The sequence below is a fragment of the Catenuloplanes atrovinosus genome (assembly GCF_031458235.1).
GTDB lineage: Bacteria > Actinomycetota > Actinomycetes > Mycobacteriales > Micromonosporaceae > Catenuloplanes > Catenuloplanes atrovinosus.
On record NZ_JAVDYB010000001.1, the window covers coordinates 1,515,831 to 1,533,041 of the forward strand.

The 17,211-nt window shown below is 73.6% G+C and carries 16 protein-coding genes; 9 read left to right on the forward strand and 7 right to left on the reverse strand.

The features are described from left to right. The first annotated feature begins 23 nt into the window (after positions 1-23). Positions 24-407, forward strand: a complete 384-nt coding sequence (locus tag J2S41_RS06420) for a DUF3817 domain-containing protein (RefSeq protein ID WP_310364298.1) — start codon at positions 24-26, stop codon at positions 405-407. On the opposite strand, the gene J2S41_RS06425 is transcribed toward J2S41_RS06420, so the two are convergent. Continuing rightward, the gene (locus tag J2S41_RS06425) at positions 321-881 is read right to left on the reverse strand and encodes a hypothetical protein (RefSeq protein WP_310364300.1); all 561 of its coding nucleotides are present in this window, start codon (positions 879-881) and stop codon (positions 321-323) included. The two genes, J2S41_RS06420 and J2S41_RS06425, sit on opposite strands and share 87 nt — an antisense overlap. A 241-nt stretch (positions 882-1,122) precedes the next feature. Between J2S41_RS06425 and J2S41_RS06430 the strand changes: the two genes are divergently transcribed. Continuing rightward, complete coding sequence (locus J2S41_RS06430; protein WP_310364302.1) at positions 1,123-1,518, forward strand: hypothetical protein; 396 nt, start codon at positions 1,123-1,125, stop codon at positions 1,516-1,518. 2 nt (positions 1,519-1,520) lie between these two features. Here J2S41_RS06430 and J2S41_RS06435 read toward each other — a convergent pair whose 3' ends face one another. After that, a complete protein-coding gene (locus J2S41_RS06435) occupies positions 1,521-1,919 on the reverse strand; it encodes an ATP-binding protein (protein WP_310364305.1) in 399 nt (132 codons plus the stop codon). Positions 1,920-2,102: 183 nt separating this feature from the next. Between J2S41_RS06435 and J2S41_RS06440 the strand changes: the two genes are divergently transcribed. The 5 genes from J2S41_RS06440 to J2S41_RS06460 all read left to right on the forward strand — a co-directional run bounded on the left by J2S41_RS06440 (position 2,103) and on the right by J2S41_RS06460 (position 10,559). After that, positions 2,103-3,866 carry an ABC transporter ATP-binding protein gene (locus tag J2S41_RS06440; protein ID WP_310364308.1) on the forward strand — a complete coding sequence of 588 codons (1,764 nt, stop codon included), beginning with the start codon at positions 2,103-2,105 and terminating at the stop codon, positions 3,864-3,866. Positions 3,867-3,885: 19 nt separating this feature from the next. Then, positions 3,886-6,183 carry an accessory Sec system translocase SecA2 gene (secA2, locus tag J2S41_RS06445; protein WP_310364311.1) on the forward strand — a complete coding sequence of 766 codons (2,298 nt, stop codon included), beginning with the start codon at positions 3,886-3,888 and terminating at the stop codon, positions 6,181-6,183. Positions 6,184-6,561: 378 nt separating this feature from the next. Then, positions 6,562-8,664: a ferric reductase-like transmembrane domain-containing protein gene (locus J2S41_RS06450; protein WP_310364313.1), complete on the forward strand. Its 2,103-nt coding sequence runs from the start codon at positions 6,562-6,564 to the stop codon at positions 8,662-8,664. A gap of 51 nt (positions 8,665-8,715) precedes the next feature. After that, positions 8,716-10,248 carry a ferredoxin gene (locus J2S41_RS06455; RefSeq protein WP_310364316.1) on the forward strand — a complete coding sequence of 511 codons (1,533 nt, stop codon included), beginning with the start codon at positions 8,716-8,718 and terminating at the stop codon, positions 10,246-10,248. Positions 10,249-10,322: 74 nt separating this feature from the next. Next, entirely contained in the window at positions 10,323-10,559 is a 237-nt protein-coding gene (locus J2S41_RS06460) for a hypothetical protein (RefSeq protein WP_310364319.1), read from the forward strand. A gap of 36 nt (positions 10,560-10,595) precedes the next feature. Here J2S41_RS06460 and J2S41_RS06465 read toward each other — a convergent pair whose 3' ends face one another. After that, complete coding sequence (locus J2S41_RS06465; protein WP_310364323.1) at positions 10,596-10,994, reverse strand: ankyrin repeat domain-containing protein; 399 nt, start codon at positions 10,992-10,994, stop codon at positions 10,596-10,598. A gap of 16 nt (positions 10,995-11,010) precedes the next feature. After that, positions 11,011-11,421, reverse strand: a complete 411-nt coding sequence (locus J2S41_RS06470) for a VOC family protein (protein WP_310364325.1) — start codon at positions 11,419-11,421, stop codon at positions 11,011-11,013. Between the two features lie 108 nt (positions 11,422-11,529). Here J2S41_RS06470 and J2S41_RS06475 point away from each other — a divergent pair, with 108 nt between their 5' ends. Further along, positions 11,530-11,904 carry a signal peptidase I gene (locus tag J2S41_RS06475; RefSeq protein ID WP_310364327.1) on the forward strand — a complete coding sequence of 125 codons (375 nt, stop codon included), beginning with the start codon at positions 11,530-11,532 and terminating at the stop codon, positions 11,902-11,904. 35 nt (positions 11,905-11,939) lie between these two features. After that, a complete protein-coding gene (locus tag J2S41_RS06480) occupies positions 11,940-12,731 on the forward strand; it encodes an alpha/beta fold hydrolase (protein WP_310364329.1) in 792 nt (263 codons plus the stop codon). A gap of 363 nt (positions 12,732-13,094) precedes the next feature. On the opposite strand, the gene J2S41_RS06485 is transcribed toward J2S41_RS06480, so the two are convergent. From J2S41_RS06485 to J2S41_RS06495, 3 genes are read right to left on the reverse strand one after another with little or no spacing between them, the layout of a single operon-like run. Further along, positions 13,095-15,506, reverse strand: coding sequence for an AAA family ATPase (locus tag J2S41_RS06485; RefSeq protein ID WP_310364330.1), 2,412 nt, complete (start codon positions 15,504-15,506; stop codon positions 13,095-13,097). Between the two features lie 54 nt (positions 15,507-15,560). Next, on the reverse strand, positions 15,561-15,785 hold the full coding sequence (locus J2S41_RS06490; RefSeq protein ID WP_310364331.1) for a DUF2277 domain-containing protein: 225 nt from the start codon (positions 15,783-15,785) through the stop codon (positions 15,561-15,563). 36 nt (positions 15,786-15,821) lie between these two features. Continuing rightward, entirely contained in the window at positions 15,822-17,204 is a 1,383-nt protein-coding gene (locus J2S41_RS06495) for an aminotransferase-like domain-containing protein (protein WP_310364332.1), read from the reverse strand. Between the last annotated feature and the right edge of the window lie 7 nt (positions 17,205-17,211).

Sequence of the window (17,211 nt, forward strand, 5' to 3'; positions counted from 1 at the left end):
CATTTCCAACCGGCGGAGGAATCATGCGACGCGCCGCGCTGTCCCTGTTCTCGATCGTGGCGATCGCCGAGGCGTGCTCCTGGACCGGGCTGCTGATCGGGATGTTCTTCAAGTACGTGGTGGTCGGCACCGAGATCGGCGTGAAGATCTTCGGGCCGATCCACGGCGGGCTGTTCGTGGCCTACGTGGGGCTGACCCTCGCGGTCGCCCGGCTGAACCGGTGGCGCTGGACGACCGCGCTGGTCGGGCTGGTCTGCTCGATCCCGCCGCTGGCCACGCTCGCCTTCGAGCGGTGGGCGCGGCGGCGCGGGCTGCTCGCGCTAAAGCGCCACCCAGACGCCCACCACGAGCAGGATGATCACGACGCCGGCGATGGCCTGGAGCAGCATGCCCGGGCCGAGGTGTGACCAGATGGTCGGCGGGTGCGGCACTATCACCTGCTGCGTGGTGATGTTGACGATCCGCTCGACCCGCGGCTGAAGCTGCGGGTCCTTCTGCCGGCGCACGGTCACCTGGATGTGATCCTGCCGGATGATCGCGCTCTGGCCCACGTGCCCGTGCAGCTCCATCTCGTAGAGCTGGCCGTCGTCGCCGCGCATGCGCATCGGCGTGACCAGGAACTCCGGCCCCTTCTTCAGCTCCTTGAACTTGCGCCGCGTCGCGCCCTTGCCCGCGGCGCCCCGGACCAGCGTGAGCAGCGCGGTCCCGACCAGTTGCGCGGTGGTCGCGGCCACGAAGACCGCCATCAGGATCGGCTGGTCGACCTTGAGCTCCCGGGTGTAGCCACCGAGGTAGGTGAGGAACCGGCCGGTCACGACGGGACCGAAGCGGCGGACCACGGGCTCCGGGAAGAGTTCCTTGTCCCAGACTGCCTCGGGCATGGGTGTCACTCCGTTTCTGCTGCCACGGGCTGAACGCTGGGTGAGCGTGGCACCTCTCGATTCTACTTTTGGTAGCCAGTTGGCGACATTGAGTGAATCGCGCGTGATAACAAGCCCTCAAAGGCATAAACCGCCCATACGGTACGGCCGGATGGCGCGCGGTTCACCGCTTCCGCCGCGCCGGTGGCCGGTTGCGGGGGAAGATATCGGGCATAGGCCGCGGATCGCAGGGGGAAACGTGATGAGCAGCCACTCGTACATCAATCCGGAGAGCGTGTTCGCGCAGACGGCGCTGGAGATGGTGGCCACGCACGGCCCGGACAGCGGCGCCCCGGACGACCACATGTGCGACCGGTGCCAGTCGCCGCTACCCTGCCCGCCGGTGCGCAACGCGATCCTGGTCCTGGAGGGCGCCGGCCTGCCGGTCCACCCGGCCGGCAGCGCGGAGGCGCGCCGGGCCGCGGCGCAGTCCGCGCTCGGCCACCCGGCCTCCCGGCTCGGTGGCAGCCTGCTCGGCACGGGCTCCCGCGACGTCACGCCGCCCGCGCCGGACGCGGGCGACGCCGCGCTGCCGGACCGGCTGTCGGAGCCGGCCGGCGAGCCGGCGGACGCGGCCCCGGCGCGCGCGATCGCCTAGGGTCACTCCGCGTCGGCGCGCAGCGCGGCCCAGACCACCTTGCCGCCGTCCGGCAGCGCGAGGCTGCCCCAGGCCTGCGACATCTCACCGACCAGCAGCAGTCCGCGGCCGCCCGGCGTGTGCGGGCTGGGCCGGGCCGGGATCGCCGGCCGGGGACTGCGATCCCGGACCGCGAGCAGGAACTTGCCGTCCGCGATCGCGAGCGTCATGTCCATCGGGGTGCCGGCGTGCCGTACCGCGTTGGTGACCAACTCGCTGGCGATCACGCAGGCGACGTCCGCCAGCGCCGGCACGTTCCACCGTTCGCAGGCGTCGACCACCAGGTGGCGGGCGGTGCGGCTGGAGTCGGCGACCGGCGGCAGCGACGCCCGGACCGTATGGTGCGAGGGCTGGGCTGTCATGGCTGGCAACGGTCTTCCCGCTCGGCGGTGCGCTTCGGAGCAGGCTTCAGTTACCCACGATGACGGAACGTGAAACAAAACGTCATTCAGTAACTATGCGTACTTTCACCACCACGTGGCGTGCCTGTGGTTTCGCTGAGGGCGGAGGGCGGATTCGAGCCCTCCGTGGCTAGCGTGGATCGCATGACGGGGGAGACCGCACCGGTCGGGCTGCGCGCGCTCGCGCCCCACCTGCGCTCGCACTGGCCCACGCTCGCCGTGGTCGCGGTGCTGTCCATGGCCGGCGCCGCCGCGTCGCTGGTCCAGCCGCTGCTCACCCGCGACCTGCTGGACGCGATCGGCGCGTCGCAGGCGGTCGGCGGCACGGTCGCGCTGCTGGCCTCGCTGGTGCTGCTCGCCGCCGCGATCGACGCGGTCCGGGACTACCTGCTCCAGCGCACCGCCGAGGGCGTGGTGCTCGGCACCCGCCGCCGGCTCGCCCAGCACCTGCTCCGGCTGCCGATCGCGGAGTACGACACCCGCCGCACCGGCGACCTGCTCTCCCGCGTCGGCGCGGACACCACGCTGCTGCGCGCGGTCGTCACGTCTGGACTGTTCGAGATCGTCACCGGCGCCGTGATGGTGGTCGGCGCGGTCGGCGCCATGGCCGTGCTCGACCCGCTGCTGCTCGGCGTCACGCTGCTGGCGCTGGCGTTCGGCATGACCGTGGCGATCGTCGCGTCCCGGCGGGTGCGCGCGCTGTCCCGCGCCACCCAGGCGCGGATCGGCGAGATGACCTCCACGGTGGAGCGCGCGCTCACCGCCGCGCGCACGATCCGCGCCGCGCGCGCCGAGGGGCGCGAGGCGGACCTGGTGGTGGCCAGCGCGGAGGGGGCGTACGCGGCGGGCCTGCGCGTGGCGCGGCTGCAGGCGCTGATCTCCCCGGTCACGGCCACCGCCACCCAGGGCGCGTTCCTGGCCGTGCTGGGCGTGGGCGGCGCCCGGGTCGCGGCCGGTGACATCACGGTCGGCGACCTGGTGGCGTTCATCCTCTTCCTGTTCTTCCTGATCCTGCCGCTGGGTCAGGCGCTCAGCGCGTACACCCAGCTCCAGACCGGGCTCGGCGCGCTGGAGCGGATCGAGGAGGTGCTGCGCATCCCGGCGGAGGAGAACGGGCGGTCCGCGCCGGGCGAGCCGAGCGAGATCGCGGTCGAGTTCGACGGCGTCGGCTTCGCCTACCCGTCCGCCGAGGACCCGGTGCTCACGGACGTCAGCTTCGCCGTGCCGTACGGGACGCGCACCGCGCTGGTCGGCCCCTCCGGCGCGGGTAAGTCCACGCTGCTGGCGCTGGTCGAGCGGTTCTACGAGACCACCGCCGGCACCATCCGGGTGGACGGCCGCGACGTGCGCGAGCAGGGCCGCGACGCGCTGCGCGCCCGCCTCGGCTACGTCGAGCAGGAGGCGCCGGTGCTGGCCGGCACCATCCGGGAGAACCTGCTGCTCGCCGCGCCGGACACGGACGACGCGCGGCTGCTGGAGGTGCTGGAGTCGGTCAACCTCTCCGGCATCGTCACCCGCACCGAGCAGGGCCTGGACGCGCAGGTCGGCGAGGGCGGCGTGCTGCTCTCCGGCGGTGAGCGGCAGCGGCTGGCGATCGCCCGCGCGCTGCTCACCGACGCGCCGATCCTGCTGATGGACGAGCCGACCAGCAACCTGGACGCGCGCAACGAGGCCGCGCTGCGCCGCGCGATCGACGCCGCGGCCGAGTCGCGCACGCTGCTGGTGGTGGCGCACCGGCTCTCCACGGTCGTCGATTCCGACCAGATCGTGGTGATGGACGGCGGCCGCGTGGTGGCGACCGGCCGCCACGACGAGCTGGTGGCGACGAATCCGCTCTACCGGGAGCTGGCCGCGCACCAACTGCTGGTGCCGGATTTGACAGATGCCCCTCACCACTCTGTGGCGTGATGAAGTAGCGTTTCGCACCATGGGTGTGTCGTCACGGTTGAAGAGCCGCTTCCAGAAGTTCCTGCAGCGCCCAGGGACGACCGTCGATCTCGCGCCGCTGCAGAAGCGGCTGCCCGCGGTCGAGGCGCTGGAGGAGGAGCTCAAGGAGCTCGACGACGCCGCGCTGACCGAGCGGGCCGGCGAGGCGAGTGAGACCGTCGAGATCTGCGCGATCGGCCGGGAGGCCGCCCGGCGCGGTCTCGACCAGCGGCCGTACGACGAGCAGATCCTCGGCGTGATGGCGCTGCTGGCCGGCAGGGTGGCCGAGATGGCGACCGGTGAGGGCAAGACGCTCACCGCCGCGATCGCCGCCTACGGCCACGTCCGCCAGGGCCGCGGCCCGGTGCACGTGCTCACCGTCAACGACTACCTGGCCGCCCGCGACGCCGACTGGATGCGCCCGGTGCTGACGCTGCTCGGCCTCACGGTCGGCTCGGTCACCGAGGCGTCCACGCCGGAGGAGCGCCGCGAGGCCTACGGCTGCGACGTCACCTACGTCTCCGTCTCCGAGGCCGGCTTCGACTACCTGCGCGACCAGCTCGTGGTGGACATCGACGACCGGGTGCAGCGCGAGCTGTCCACCGCGATCGTCGACGAGGCCGACTCCATCTTGATCGACGAGGCCCGCGTGCCGATGGTGCTGGCCGGCACCGTCCCCGGCGAGCAGGACCCGGTGCACGCCGCGGCCGCGCTGGTCAAGGGCCTGCGGCGCAACCGGGACTACGAGGTCGCGGAGGACGGCCGGAGCGTCGCGTTCACCGCCGAGGGCACCGAGAAGATCGAGAAGAAGCTGGGCGGCGTCGATCTGTACGCCGACGAGAACTTCGACCAGCTCTCCGCGCTCAACGTGGCGCTGCACGCGCACGCGCTGCTGCACCGCGACGTCGACTACATCGTCCGCAACGGCGTGGTCGAGCTGGTCGACGAGTCGCGCGGCCGGGTGGCGCAGCGTCGCCGCTGGCCGGACGGTCTCCAGGCCGCGGTCGAGGCCAAGGAGGGGCTCTCCGCGACCAGTGAGGGCGAGGTGCTGCAGACCATCACGGTGCAGTCGTTCATCGCGCTCTACAAGACGGTCTGCGGCATGACCGCCACCGCGGTGCTCGTCGGTGACCAGCTCCGCGAGTTCTTCAAGCTCGAGGTCGCGGTGATCCCGCCGCACAAGCCGAACATTCGCGAGGACCTTCCCGACCGCATCTACGCGACGCGGCAGGAGAAGGAGGACGCGCTGGTCAAGGAGATCGCGGAGGCGCACGAGACCGGCCGCCCGGTGCTGATCGGCACGCGCGACGTGAAGGAGTCGGAGAGCCTGGCCGCCGCGCTGGAGGCGGCCGGCGTCCCCTGCGTGGTGCTGAACGCGAAGAACGACGCCGAGGAGGCCGCGATCATCGCGGAGGCCGGCAAGCGCGGCGCCGTGACGGTCTCCACCCAGATGGCCGGCCGCGGCGTCGACATCCGCCTCGGCGGCAGCGACGAGGCCGACCACGACGAGGTCGCGGAGCTGGGCGGGCTCTACATGATCGGCACCGGCCGGTTCGACAGCGGCCGCATCGACGACCAGCTGCGCGGCCGGGCCGGCCGGCAGGGCGACCCGGGCACGTCCGTGTTCTACGGCAGCCTGGAGGACGACCTGCTGGTGCGGAACGCGGGCGACATGATCCCGCCGTCGCCGCACATGGACATGGAGGGCGTGGTCACCGACGAGCGCGTGGACTACGCGGTCGGCCACGCGCAGCGCGTCGCCGAGGGCGTCGGCCACGAGATCCACCGCAACACCTGGCGGTACAACGTGGTGATCGAGCAGCAGCGGGTGGCGCTCTCCGAGCGCCGCGAGCGGCTGCTCACCACCAACGTCGCGGCGGACATGCTCAAGTCGAAGTTCCCGGACGAGACCGAGGAGATCGACGACGAGGTGCTGGACAAGGTGTCCCGGTCGATCGCGCTCTACCACCTCGACCGGCTGTGGGCCGAGCACCTGTCCTACCTGTCCGAGGTGCGCGAGGGCGTGCACCTGCGCGCGCTCGGCAAGCTGGATCCGCTGGACGAGTTCCACCGGGCCGCGGTGCCGGCGTTCAGCAAGATCATGCCCGAGATCGAGGACCGGACGGTCGACACGTTCGCCGAGATCGACGAGGTGACCGACACCTGGGAGCCGGCCCAGGCCAACCTGGTGCGCCCGAGCGCCACCTGGACCTACCTGGTGCACGACAACCCGTTCGGCTCCGAACTGGACCGGCTGATCGCGGCGGTCGGCCGGCGCCTCGTTACCGGACGGAAATAAACGACATACCACGCACGGGTGAAGCCCGCCTTGTCCGGTTCTAGGCCGGTAAGGCGGGCTTCATGCTGTCCGATTCATTACGCACCGCATCTCACCCCTTCGCCGTGAGTGATGTGGTTGCCGCCTCAGGAAATTTCTCCAATCTCTTTAATCCTTCCGCACCTACCGGTGCGTACATCGTGGCGAACACAGCAGGCGTGCGGATGGCCCCGCGCGCCGGCCGGCTCACATGGGTTTCACCGGGTGATGGGGACATGGGGATGACCGTGGGTTGCGCGAGACGACTTCATAGCTAGGGCCGTACGAGGAACGCGCGGACCGGCCGGGATCCGGCCGCGCGGCAGCGGTGGTAGCGCGAATGCAGAAGATCGAGGAGCGATGGCTAAACGCAAGCAGGTTCAACGGTCCACCCGTGAGACGGCTCCCGAGGCCGCACCGGGCGACGGCGAGAAGAGGAAGGGCCTGTCGGCCAGGATGTCCTGGCTGCTCATCGGCGGCGGCGCCGTCGTCGCGCTGTGGGCGATCGGCAGCCTGACCAACGCGGGGGTCAAGCCCGCCGCGTACCTCTTCGCGTACCTGGACTTCTACGCGGGCGTGGTCGTGCTGGTCTCGCTGTCGATCACGGTCATGGTCGGGCTCGCCGCCACGGACCGGCTGATCCTCACGCCCCGCCATCGCGTGCTCGTCCAGGGGCTGCACCGCACCACCGGCACCATCGCGATCTCGTTCCTGCTGCTGCACGTGACGGTCAAGATCCTGGAGGCGCACGCCTCGGTGATCGACCTGGTGGTTCCGTTCATGAACCCGAACACGCTCTACGTCGGCATGGGCACGCTCGCCGCCTGGGGACTGATCGCCGCGTTCTGGAGCGGCATCGCGCGGGTGGCCTTCGCCGGCAAGGGCAAGCCGTGGGTGTGGCGCGCCGTCCACTCCGTCGGCTACCTCGCCTGGCCGCCCGCGCTCGGTCACGGCCTGCTCGCCGGCCGCGCGGCCGCCACCTGGGTCATCGTCTCGTACATCCTCTGCGTGGTCGGTGTGATCATCGCGCTGCTGGTCCGCGCGATCACCGCGTACGGCAAGCGGATCAACCAGCCGAAGGCCGTGCCGTCCGCCGCGAAGGCCGCGGGCAAGGCGCAGACCGGCCCGCTGGAGGCGGCCACCGGGGCGCGCGGCGGCGCCGCCCGCCCGATGTACCGCGGCGCGGTCCGCAACCAGCCGTCCGCCGATGAGTCGCTCAGCGCGCCGCGCGGCGCGGCCTGGGGCGGCTTCTCCGACGAGAACGCCGAGCAGCGCCGCCAGCGCCAGACGCCGCTTCCGGCGAACGCGCTGGAGGAGACCCAGCTCATGTCCAAGATCTCCCGGGACGTGGTGGAGGAGGCGGAGGAACTCGTCCAGGCCGCGGCCCGCCGCGCGCCGGCCACGGCCATGCTGGACGAGGACCTGATCGAGACCCGGCCGGCCCGCCGCGCGCCCGCGCCGCGCGAACCGGAGCCGATCGAGGACTACGAGGACGAGGCGCCGCGCCGCCCCGCCCGCCGGCCGCTGGTGCCCGAGCTGGTGGAGGAGGAGCCGGTCGCCCGCCGGCCCCGCCGCACCCCGCCGCCGGTCGAGGACGACTACGACGAGGTGCCGGTGCCGTCCCGCCGGACCCGCCGCGAGCCGGAGCCGGAGCTCGACTACGACGACGAGATCGAGGAGGAGGCGCCCGCGCCGCGCCGCACCCGCCCGGCCGCGGAGGCGCCGGCCAAGCCCGCGCCGCGCCGCTCCCGCCGTACCGACGACGAGGAGGAGTTCGGCGAGGCGCAGATCTCGGCCGCGGCCACGCCGCCGCGCCGTACCCGCCGGGCCGTGGAGGAGCCGGAGGAGACGGCCGCGCCGCGCCGCGCCCGCCGGGCCGCGGAGGACGAGGACGACGCGTACCCGACCGGCGAGTACGAGACCGTGTCCCGCCGTGCCCGCCGCGCGGTCGAGGAGGACGCCGAGGACGAGGTCGCGGCCGCCACCCGCCCGCGCCGCGCCCGCCGGGCCGCCGACGAGGACGCCGAGGACGAGGTCGCGATCGCCACCCGCCCGCGCCGCGCCCGCCGGGCCGCGGAGGAGGACGAGGAGGAGGCGCGCCCGCGCCGCTCGCACCGTGCCGCCGAGGACGTGGAGCCGGAGGTGGCCGAGGTGGCCCCGCCGCGCCGCGCCCGTCGCGCCGCGGAGCCGGAGGACACCGAGGAGCGCGCCGCCGTCGACGAGTACTGGCGCCCGCCGGCCAACCCGGTCAGCCGGTACGAGGAGGAGGAAGCCCGTCCCGCGGCCCGCCCCGAGTTCGTCGGCGACGACACCCCCACGCTGGTCGACCTGGCCTCCCGCCGGGCCGCCCGCTCGGCCCGCCCGGCCAAGGACGCGGCCCGCACCCGCCGCCCCGGCCGCGCCGCCGCGGACGAGGTCTCGGACGAGGAGTTCTGGGCGCGCATGCGTGGCGAGGCCAAGTAGAGTCTCTCTCTTCCTCCGCACGACCCGTACAGCACATGAAGGAGACGAACGGTGAGCACAGGCGTTGTGCCTCCGGTGGGGTGCATCGGCCCGGCCCGGTTGACGGCGGGATTCGAGGACTTCGGGCGCCTGGACCTCTGGGCCCACCTGGAGGTCCACGGCGACCTGCGCCCGCTGTCCGCCGATGATCTGATCGACCTGGCCGAGAAGATCAAGCTCACCGGCCGCGGCGGCGCCGGCTTCCCGTTCCACCGCAAGGTCAAGGCCGTGGTCGAGTCCGCGGACCGGCAGGACCGCGCGCCGGTCGTGGTGGTCAACGCCACCGAGGGTGAGCCGCCCTCGTGGAAGGACAAGATGCTGCTCACCCGGGCGCCGCATCTGATCCTGGACGGGGCCGCGCTGACCGCGTGGGCGCTGGAGGCCGAGGAGATCGTCATCGGCGTGGCCGACGACGGCGTCGGCCAGAGCTCGCTGGAGGAGGCGCTGGCCGAGCGCCGCATGCCGGCCCCGACGCGGATCGTGACCGTGCCGCACCGGTTCATCGCCGGCGAGGGCGGCGCGCTGGTCCGCGGCATCAACGGCGAGGCGCACATCCCGCCCGGCATCAAGCAGCGCTCCTCGGAGAGCGGCGTCAACGGCCAGCCGACGCTGCTGTCGAACGCGGAGACGTACGCGCAGATCGCGGTCGCGGCCCGGCTGGGACCGGCGGAGTACACCGCGGTCGGCACGAAGAAGGAGCCGGGCACCGTCCTGCTCACGGTCGGCGGCGCCGCGGCGCAGCACATGGTGCTGGAGTGCCCGACCGGCGTGCCGCTGCGCGAGGTGCTGGACATCTGCGGCGCCACCGAGGGCCCCGGCATCCTGGTCGGCGGCTACCACGGCAAGTGGATCACCTGGGAGAACGCGCAGCAGGCGGAGATCTCCCGGGAGGGTTTCGCCGCGGTCGGCGGCACGCTCGGCGCCGGCATGATCATCCCGCTGGGCAACGACACCTGCCCGCTCGGCGAGGCCAGCCGCATCGTCCGCTACCTGGCCGGCGAGTCCGCCGGCCAGTGCGGCCCGTGCCGACTGGGCCTGCCCGACGTGGCCAACCAATTCCAGCTGCTCACCGCGTCCGGCTCGGCCGCGGCCGAACAGGCGGTACGGAACGCGGCCGGCATGGTCCGCGGCCGCGGCGCGTGCAGCCACCCGGACGGCACGTCCCGGTTCGCGATCACCGCGCTGGAGGTGTTCGCCGAGGACATCAAGCGGCACCGGCTCGGCGAGGGCTGCGGCAAGCCGGTCAAGAAGCTGCTGCCGATCCCGAACGAGCTGCCCGGCGGCCCGAGCATCGGCAAGCTGAAGCTGGACTGGGCGCGCTGCGACGGCCACGGCCTGTGCGCCGAGGTGTTCCCCGAGCTGATCAAGCTGGACGGCAACGGCTACCCGACGTTCCCGGACGCGCCGGTGCCGATCTGGCTGGAGCAGAACGCGCGCAAGGCCATCCTGGTCTGCCCGGCGCTGGCGCTGCACCTCGACAAGGGCGGCAGCGAGCGGGGCGGCGACCGCGGCGGCAAGCAGAAGCCGGCCCCGCGGCGGCGCTGAGTTTAACCATTCGCCGCAGCCGGGTACACCCTCCTCAACCGGACGAACTCGCACCCCTGAGGAGGGCCGTACCCATGGCTTACCAGACCGGTCGCCGCAGCACCGTATCCACCGCCCGCGTCTTCACGATCGCCGCGTTCGTCTGCGCCGTGGTGGCGCTGCTGTTCGCGCCGCTGGCGTTCGCGCTCGCCGCCATCGTGCTCGGCGCGGTCGGCTCCTACCTGGGCGACCGCCCGCTCGGCTGGTACGCCATGGGCGCGGGCGGCCTGGCCCTGCTGCTGGGCTACCTGTTCACCATCGCGGCGCTCTGACGCCCCGACGCCGCGCGAGCCGGTCGTGAGGTCACCTCACGACCGGCTCTCCGTGAGCAGCGCCCGCATCTCGGGCAGCGAGAAGAAGTCCGCGGTCGCCAGCGCGCTCGGCGAGCCGTCCTCCGGGCGGGCGCCCGCGCCGAGCAGTATCCGCACGGTCTCCGCGTTCTGCCGGAACACCGCGGCCGCCAGCGCGGTCTGCCCGCGATCGTTGACCCGGGCCGGGTCGGCACCGCGGGCGAGCAGCGCCGCCACCGTCTCCGGGTGGTTGTGGTACGCCGCCAGGATCAGCAGCGTGTCACCCTTGTCGTTGGTCAGGTTCGCCGGAACACCGGCGTCCACGTTGGCCGCCAGCTCCCCGGTGCCGCCGCCGCGGGCCAGGTCGAACATCCGGTGGGCGAACTCCAGCGTCGCCTCGTCCAGCTCTCCAGTCACGCCACCACAGTAGGGCCTACTCCCGGGGCGCGCCGATGTTGACCAGCCAGCCGACGCCGTACCGGTCGGTGAGCTGGCCGAACTCGTCGCCCCACATCTGCTTCGCCAGCGGCGTGTGCACGGTCGCGCCCTCGGAGAGCTTCTCCCAGTAGCCGCGCAGCAGCTCCGCCTCGTCGCCGCTCAGGCTGATCGTGATGTTCGACCCCGGCGTGGCGTCCATGTCCGGCGGCGTGTCCGCGACCATCAGCGTCATCCCGGCCGGCGTCTCCAGCTGCCCGTGCATGACCTGGTCGGCGAGCGGGCCCTCGGTGCCCATCTGACCGAAGGTCATCACGTCCACCTCGCCGCCGAGCACCTCCCGGTAGAACTCCAGCGCCTCCCTCGCCTGCCCGCGGAAGTTGATGTACGGGTTGAGCCGCGCGACCATGCCAAGCCCTCCTGACCTGCGTGGATGTCGTCGACCGGAGCGTAACCCCGGCCGTGGCCCCGGCGTGTCAACCTCGCCGTCCCGGGCCGCGCCGGGCACAGTCGGCGCATGACGGTCTACGTGGGAAACGCCGGCACGGACGCGCCCGCGGAGCGCGGCTGGCTGCTCGGCCACTTCAAGCCACCGGGCGGCCCGCTGCACAGCACGGACGTGGAGATCAAGTGGGGCGTCCACCCGGCCGGGGACCGCCGCGCCGCCTGGGCCACGGGGGAGACCCGTACCGCGCTGCTGCTCCTGATCAGCGGCCTGTTCACGCTGGAGTTCCGGGACCGCGAGGTGACGCTGTCCCGGCAGGGCGACTACGTGGTCTGGGGTCCCGGCGAGGACCACTCCTGGCACGTACCGCGCGACGCCGTCGTCCTCACGGTCCGCTGGCCGTCCGTGCCCGGCTGGCGGCTCCCGGCGGATTCCGCTGCCGGCTGATCACCCTTTGGCCGTACGACGCCTAGATTGGGGGTATGAGCCTTCCGGTGTGGTGCGAGGCGCTCGGCGCCGGCCCTGCGATCATCTTCCCGTGCCGGACCCGCCGCGAGCACGCCGACCTCGCCGAGCGGCTGTCCGACCGCTTCCGCGTGATCCGCTACATGCCCCGCCACGTGACCGGCCTCGACGCCCCGGCCGGCGACGCCGGCGACTGGGTCACCTGGGAGGAGCAGGAGGACGGCCCCGCGTTCTGGGGCGGCAAGCCGATCGAGGACTTCCCGGTCGACCTGGAGATCGCCGACCTGCACCGGGTCGCCGACGAGGCCGGTGCCGACCGTTTCGTGCTCGCCGGCTACTCCGGCATGGCCGCGCTCGCCGCGTTCCTCACCCCGCTCACCCCGCGCGCCGCCGGCCTGCTCGCCGGCGGCTTCCCCATCCTCGGCCCGAAGGAATACTGGATGGGGTCCGCCGAGGGCGCCCGCCTCGCCTATCTGACCGCCGGCATGCGCGCGCTGGCCGACAACGCGTTCGCCACCGCACTCATGTACCGCGCCTGGCACGACCGCGACGATCGCGCCGCCCTCACCGCCCTCCCCGGCCCCAAACTCCTCTGGTACGGCTCCGACGACGGCGAACCCGGCTGTCTCCTCCGCGAGTCCCGCCCCGGCGCCCGCCTCGCCGCCCGCGTCCGCGCCACCCGTCCCGACCTCGAGGCCTGCGGCTTCGCCGTCCTCGAACTCCCCGGCCTCGACCACATGTCCGTCCAGGCCAGCCCCGATGCGGTCGCCGCCCGCCTGCGCGTCCTGCTCGCCGACCGTTCCTGGTGACAAACCCTTTATATCTGCCCACTCCCGGCGTGGCCGGGGTCCGCATGCTCCCGCGGGCCCCGGTCCCGCACCACTCACCTTTCGACCAGGTCCGCGACCCGGCCCCGATCCAGCGTCCGTCTGCACCGAATACCCGCCGGCCGCGCCGACTCCGGTCGGTGAATCCACGTCCCCGGGCGCCGCACGCCCGAACGTTCGGCATTGGCGACTCTCGGCCGTGGTGGTGTCAGGCGTGGGCACGTCATGTGCCGGAATTCCGTGCCCGGGCCGCGCACAGTGAGTGATCGATCGAAAGGTCGCGCTCTCCCGAGAGGAGCTCGGCCGCGGATCGGAACAGCTGCTGGCCGGAAAGGCTGTAACCGGTTACTCGGTGGCCGACTCGCGTTGCCAGAGGCGTTCGCAGACGCGCTCGATGCCGCGGTGCAGGTGCCGGCGGTAGGTGCTGAACGACAGGCCGAGCCGCTCGGCCGCCGCCACCTGGGTGGGAAGCCGATGGAAGAACGTCGTCGCCACCACGCGGTGCAGGCGCGCGTCCTGCGGGTCCTCGCGCAGCCCGTCGACCGCGTCGATCAGCAGCTCGCGCAGCGCCTCCACGGACTCCTCGGCCGACGCCGACGCCGACGCCGACTCCGCCTCGAAGCCCGGCGTCGCCCGAAGTCCCGCCTCCGGCTCCCGGGCGAGGTCTCGGCGTGCGGCTCCCGGGCCGTGAGCCGGGTCGGCGCGGTGGCCGAGGCCCCATCCGTCGTCGGTATCCGCACCGGAGCCGGAAACCTCCGCCGGACCGGCGCGGTGGCCGGGTTCCGGGGCGGTGGCGGGGTCGGCGGACCGTGCCGGGGCGGCGCGGTGGCCGGGTGCCGGGTCTGCGGCCCGGGCCGGGACGGGACGGTGGGCGGAGTTCGCGTCGGGAGACGGCGGCGGCGTCGCGCGGCGGGCCGGGTGCCGTCCGGCGCCGGGAACCGGCCCCGCACCGGAGCGGGCGTCCACAGGGGAGGCCGGCCGGGGGGAGGCGGCGATCATGCGGGTACGCAGGAGCGGGCTGGAGGCCAGCGAGGCGGGGCGGTGGAAGTCGCGGAGGGCGTCGCGGACGGCGGCGTCGAAGTCGGGGCGGGAGAGGGCGGTGGCGGACTGGGTGGGGGAGGAGGTGGAGGTGGCCGCCGGGGCGGTGAGGCCGAACCAGACGTGCGACGCGGTGACGCGCCAGTCGCAGCCGAAGAGCGTGTAGTGGCGGCCGCCGATGGTGGCGGTGGCGTCGACCGGGTGGTGGCCGACCAGGGCGAGCAGGGGCTCCCACTTCGCGGCGCTGACGGCGGGCACGTACGTCCAGGCCAGGCGGTCGGAGCGAATCCACATGGCGTAGACGCGCTGCTGGAGCACGTGCATCGCGGACGTCAGCGCGTCGTACGCGGCACCGTCGATCATGAAGCGGGTGATGCCGACGTGTTCGCCGGCGCCGAGCGGGCGGGTGCGTTCCGCGTGGGCCCAGGCGGCGGTCGCGACCGGGTCGGCGGCGACCGCGTCCGGGCTGCCGGCCGGGAGGCGGAGCCAGAGCAGGAATCCGGCGGGGGCGTCGTCGGCGGAGTGGCGGTAGACGCGGAACGACTCGGGCTGGACGCGCAGCCAGTGGGTGACGATCGCGGCGGATTCCTCGCCCTCGGCGGCGCGGGTCATCTCCACGATCGCGGCGTGGTCGCCGGGGCGCAGGCCGTCCTCGTAGCCGCCGCCGTGCTGCGGGAGCATGGCCTGCCAGGCCGCGGCCGGGCCGTACCGCTGGAGGTGGACCAGCGCGCGGGTGGCGGTGAGCGTCTCCGCCGGGGTGGCCGCGTCCCGTACCAGCGTGAGCAGATGATCTCCGATCGCGTGGTGCATCCGCTCGTATCCGGTGGGGTCGCGCCAGCGCAGGTCCGCGTCGATCGCCTCGCGCACCATCTCGTGCAGCGCCACGCCGTGCCGGCCGGTCTCCGCGAACGGCAGCGACCGCAGCCAGGCCAGCAGCGCGCCCGCGTCGACGCCGCCCAGCACGGCCGCGAGCAGCGCCTCCGTGGTGTGCGGCGCGTGCGCGCAGATCTCCAGCGCGCGCCGGTACGCGCCGGACGGCACCTCGCCGATCAGCGTGCCGAGCAGCGAGGCGAGCACCTCGGGCCCGGGGCACCAGGGCGGGCCGGCGGACGGCAGCGCGTCGGGCGGCAGCGTGGCGGCGAGGCTGAGCGCGAGCGGGTGACCGCCGGTGAAGGAGAGCACGGCGGCGCGGGACTCCGCCGGTACGCCGCGGACCTCCAGCAGCCGCGCGGCCTCCTCGGCGCTGAGGTCGCCGAGCTCCCGCGACGTGGCGGAGAACGGCTCGCGGCCGGCGATCACCACCACGCTGCGCTCCGGCAGCCGGGGCAGGAACGCCTCGCGCAGCCAGCCCTCAAGGCCCTGGCAGTGCTCGAACGCGTCGACGAGCAGCACCGGCGCGGGACCGCCGGCCCGGGACACCTCGGCCGCGAACGCGGCCGGCGTCGGGTCCAGCGTGCGGCCGTCGACCTCGGCGACCGCGCGGCCGGCGTCGCGTGCCTCGTCCGCGAGCCGGCGCAGCAGTGTGGACTTGCCGATGCCGCCGGGGCCGTGCAGGCAGAGCGTGCCGCCGTCGCGCAGCAGGGACCGGAACGCGGCCAGCTCACGCTCCCGGCCGACGAAGACGCGGTCGCGGGCGGCGCGCAGCCGCTCGCCGAGACTGCCGGGCCGTACGGTGGCAGGACGCGGTCGGGGAATGACGAGGTGGCCGCCGGTGTCCATGGATGCGCATCCTAGACCGGCCTCGACACGCCGAGGATTGCGCAGAGTGACGGACTATCCGGCGGCGGAGCGGCTGCCCCGGACCTCGATCGAGTCGAGCAGCGCGCGGGTGGCGGCCGCGACCGCGTCCACGGCGGCGTCGAACGCCTCCCGGTTGTGCGCGGCGGGCGCCCGGAAGCCGCTGATCTTCCGTACGTACTGCAACGCGGCGGCGTGCACGTCGTCCTCACCGGCGTCCTCGACGTACGGCGGACGGAGGGTCTTGATGCTTCGGCACATGGGCACAGGTTATCGGCGTTTTCAGGGGCGGCGGGGCTATCGGGTTCCGCGGCGCAGGGAGCGGGTCCGGCGGCCGCTGGTGCGGTGCCGGGCGCCGGCCGCCTCCGCCAGGATGTCCGCCAGGTCGTCGAAGCCGTCCCGGATCAGCCCCACCGTGATCCGGATGTGGTCGCCGTCCAGCGGTTCGACCTCGAACGGCGCGCCCGGTGCCACCCCGATCCCGTGCGCGGCCAGGCTGAGCATCGCCACCTGCTGGTCCCGCACGCTCACCCACATGTTGATCCCGTCCCCGGCCGTCGCCCGCACGTCCCGGGCCTCGAGCGCGGACAGCATCGCCGCGCGCCGCGCCGCGTACTCCTTCCGCGCGGCCGACACCTGCTTGACCGTGGCCGAGTCGGTGAGCAGGTCGAGCAGCACGGCCTGGAGGATGCGGCTGGACCAGCCGGGCCCGAGCAGCCGCCGGTCGGCCACGGCCGCGATCAGCGCGCTGGGCCCGCCGACCGCGGCCAGCCGCAGGTCCGGGCCGTGCGACTTGGAGAAGCTGCGCACGTGCGCGGTCTGCTCGGGCAGCCAGGCGCCGATGCTGACCGCGGTGGCGGTGGCGATGTCGCCGGCGTGGTCGTCCTCCACCACCATCACGCCGCCGCCGAGCGGGTGCCCGGCGAGCACGGCCGCGAGCCGCTCGGCGCGCTCCGGCGTCATCGACGCGCCGGTCGGGTTGTGCGCCCGCGGTTGCAGGTAGAGCGCGGTCGGGCCGACGTCGAGCGCCGCCTTCAGCGCGGCGGGCAGCAGCCCCGCGGCGTCCATCGCCACCGGTACGGCCACCGCGCCCACGGATTCGAGCAGGTCCAGCACGGGCGGGAAGGCCGGGTTCTCCACCAGCACGTGGTCGCCGAACCGGACCACGGCGGAGGTGAGCCGGTCGATCGCGTCCAGCGCGCCGTCCACCACGGTGAGCTGGTGCGGCGGGAACGGCCACCGCTCGCGCAGCACGGATTCCAGCCGGGGCAGCACCGGCTCCTCCAGGTACGAGGTGGTGAACCGGGTGTCGCCGATCCGGCGCAGCGCACCGGAGAGGTCGGGCAGCAGGTCGTGGTCGGGCACGCCGGTGGAGAAGTCGTGCGGCAGCGCGGCCGGCCCGGCGGTGATCCGCGCGTAGCGGAGCTTCTGCCGCGGGCGGCCGGGCGTGAGCACGAACGTGCCGGACCGGCCGCGGGTCTGGATCGCGCCGGCGGTGGCGAGGCTGCGCCAGGCCTCGCTCACCGTGGTGGGGCTGATGCCCAGCTCGCGGGCGACGGACCGGACCGTGGGCAGGCGGGTGCCGGCCGGTAGCTCTCCGGTGTGGACGAGCCGGCTGACCGCGGCCGCTATTCCGCGTGCGCTGCGGTCATTGACCGCTCCGGCAATGAGCTGCAGCATGTTACTT

Coding starts and splice junctions, on each gene's coding strand:
- J2S41_RS06420 (WP_310364298.1), top strand. CDS start 24: ATGCGACGCGCCGCGCTGTCCCTGTTCTCGATCGTGGCGATCGCCGAG.
- J2S41_RS06425 (WP_310364300.1), bottom strand. CDS start 881: ATGCCCGAGGCAGTCTGGGACAAGGAACTCTTCCCGGAGCCCGTGGTC.
- J2S41_RS06430 (WP_310364302.1), top strand. CDS start 1,123: ATGAGCAGCCACTCGTACATCAATCCGGAGAGCGTGTTCGCGCAGACG.
- J2S41_RS06435 (WP_310364305.1), bottom strand. CDS start 1,919: ATGACAGCCCAGCCCTCGCACCATACGGTCCGGGCGTCGCTGCCGCCG.
- J2S41_RS06440 (WP_310364308.1), top strand. CDS start 2,103: ATGACGGGGGAGACCGCACCGGTCGGGCTGCGCGCGCTCGCGCCCCAC.
- secA2 (WP_310364311.1), top strand. CDS start 3,886: ATGGGTGTGTCGTCACGGTTGAAGAGCCGCTTCCAGAAGTTCCTGCAG.
- J2S41_RS06450 (WP_310364313.1), top strand. CDS start 6,562: ATGGCTAAACGCAAGCAGGTTCAACGGTCCACCCGTGAGACGGCTCCC.
- J2S41_RS06460 (WP_310364319.1), top strand. CDS start 10,323: ATGGCTTACCAGACCGGTCGCCGCAGCACCGTATCCACCGCCCGCGTC.
- J2S41_RS06470 (WP_310364325.1), bottom strand. CDS start 11,421: ATGGTCGCGCGGCTCAACCCGTACATCAACTTCCGCGGGCAGGCGAGG.
- J2S41_RS06475 (WP_310364327.1), top strand. CDS start 11,530: ATGACGGTCTACGTGGGAAACGCCGGCACGGACGCGCCCGCGGAGCGC.
- J2S41_RS06480 (WP_310364329.1), top strand. CDS start 11,940: ATGAGCCTTCCGGTGTGGTGCGAGGCGCTCGGCGCCGGCCCTGCGATC.
- J2S41_RS06485 (WP_310364330.1), bottom strand. CDS start 15,506: ATGGACACCGGCGGCCACCTCGTCATTCCCCGACCGCGTCCTGCCACC.
- J2S41_RS06490 (WP_310364331.1), bottom strand. CDS start 15,785: ATGTGCCGAAGCATCAAGACCCTCCGTCCGCCGTACGTCGAGGACGCC.
- J2S41_RS06495 (WP_310364332.1), bottom strand. CDS start 17,204: ATGCTGCAGCTCATTGCCGGAGCGGTCAATGACCGCAGCGCACGCGGA.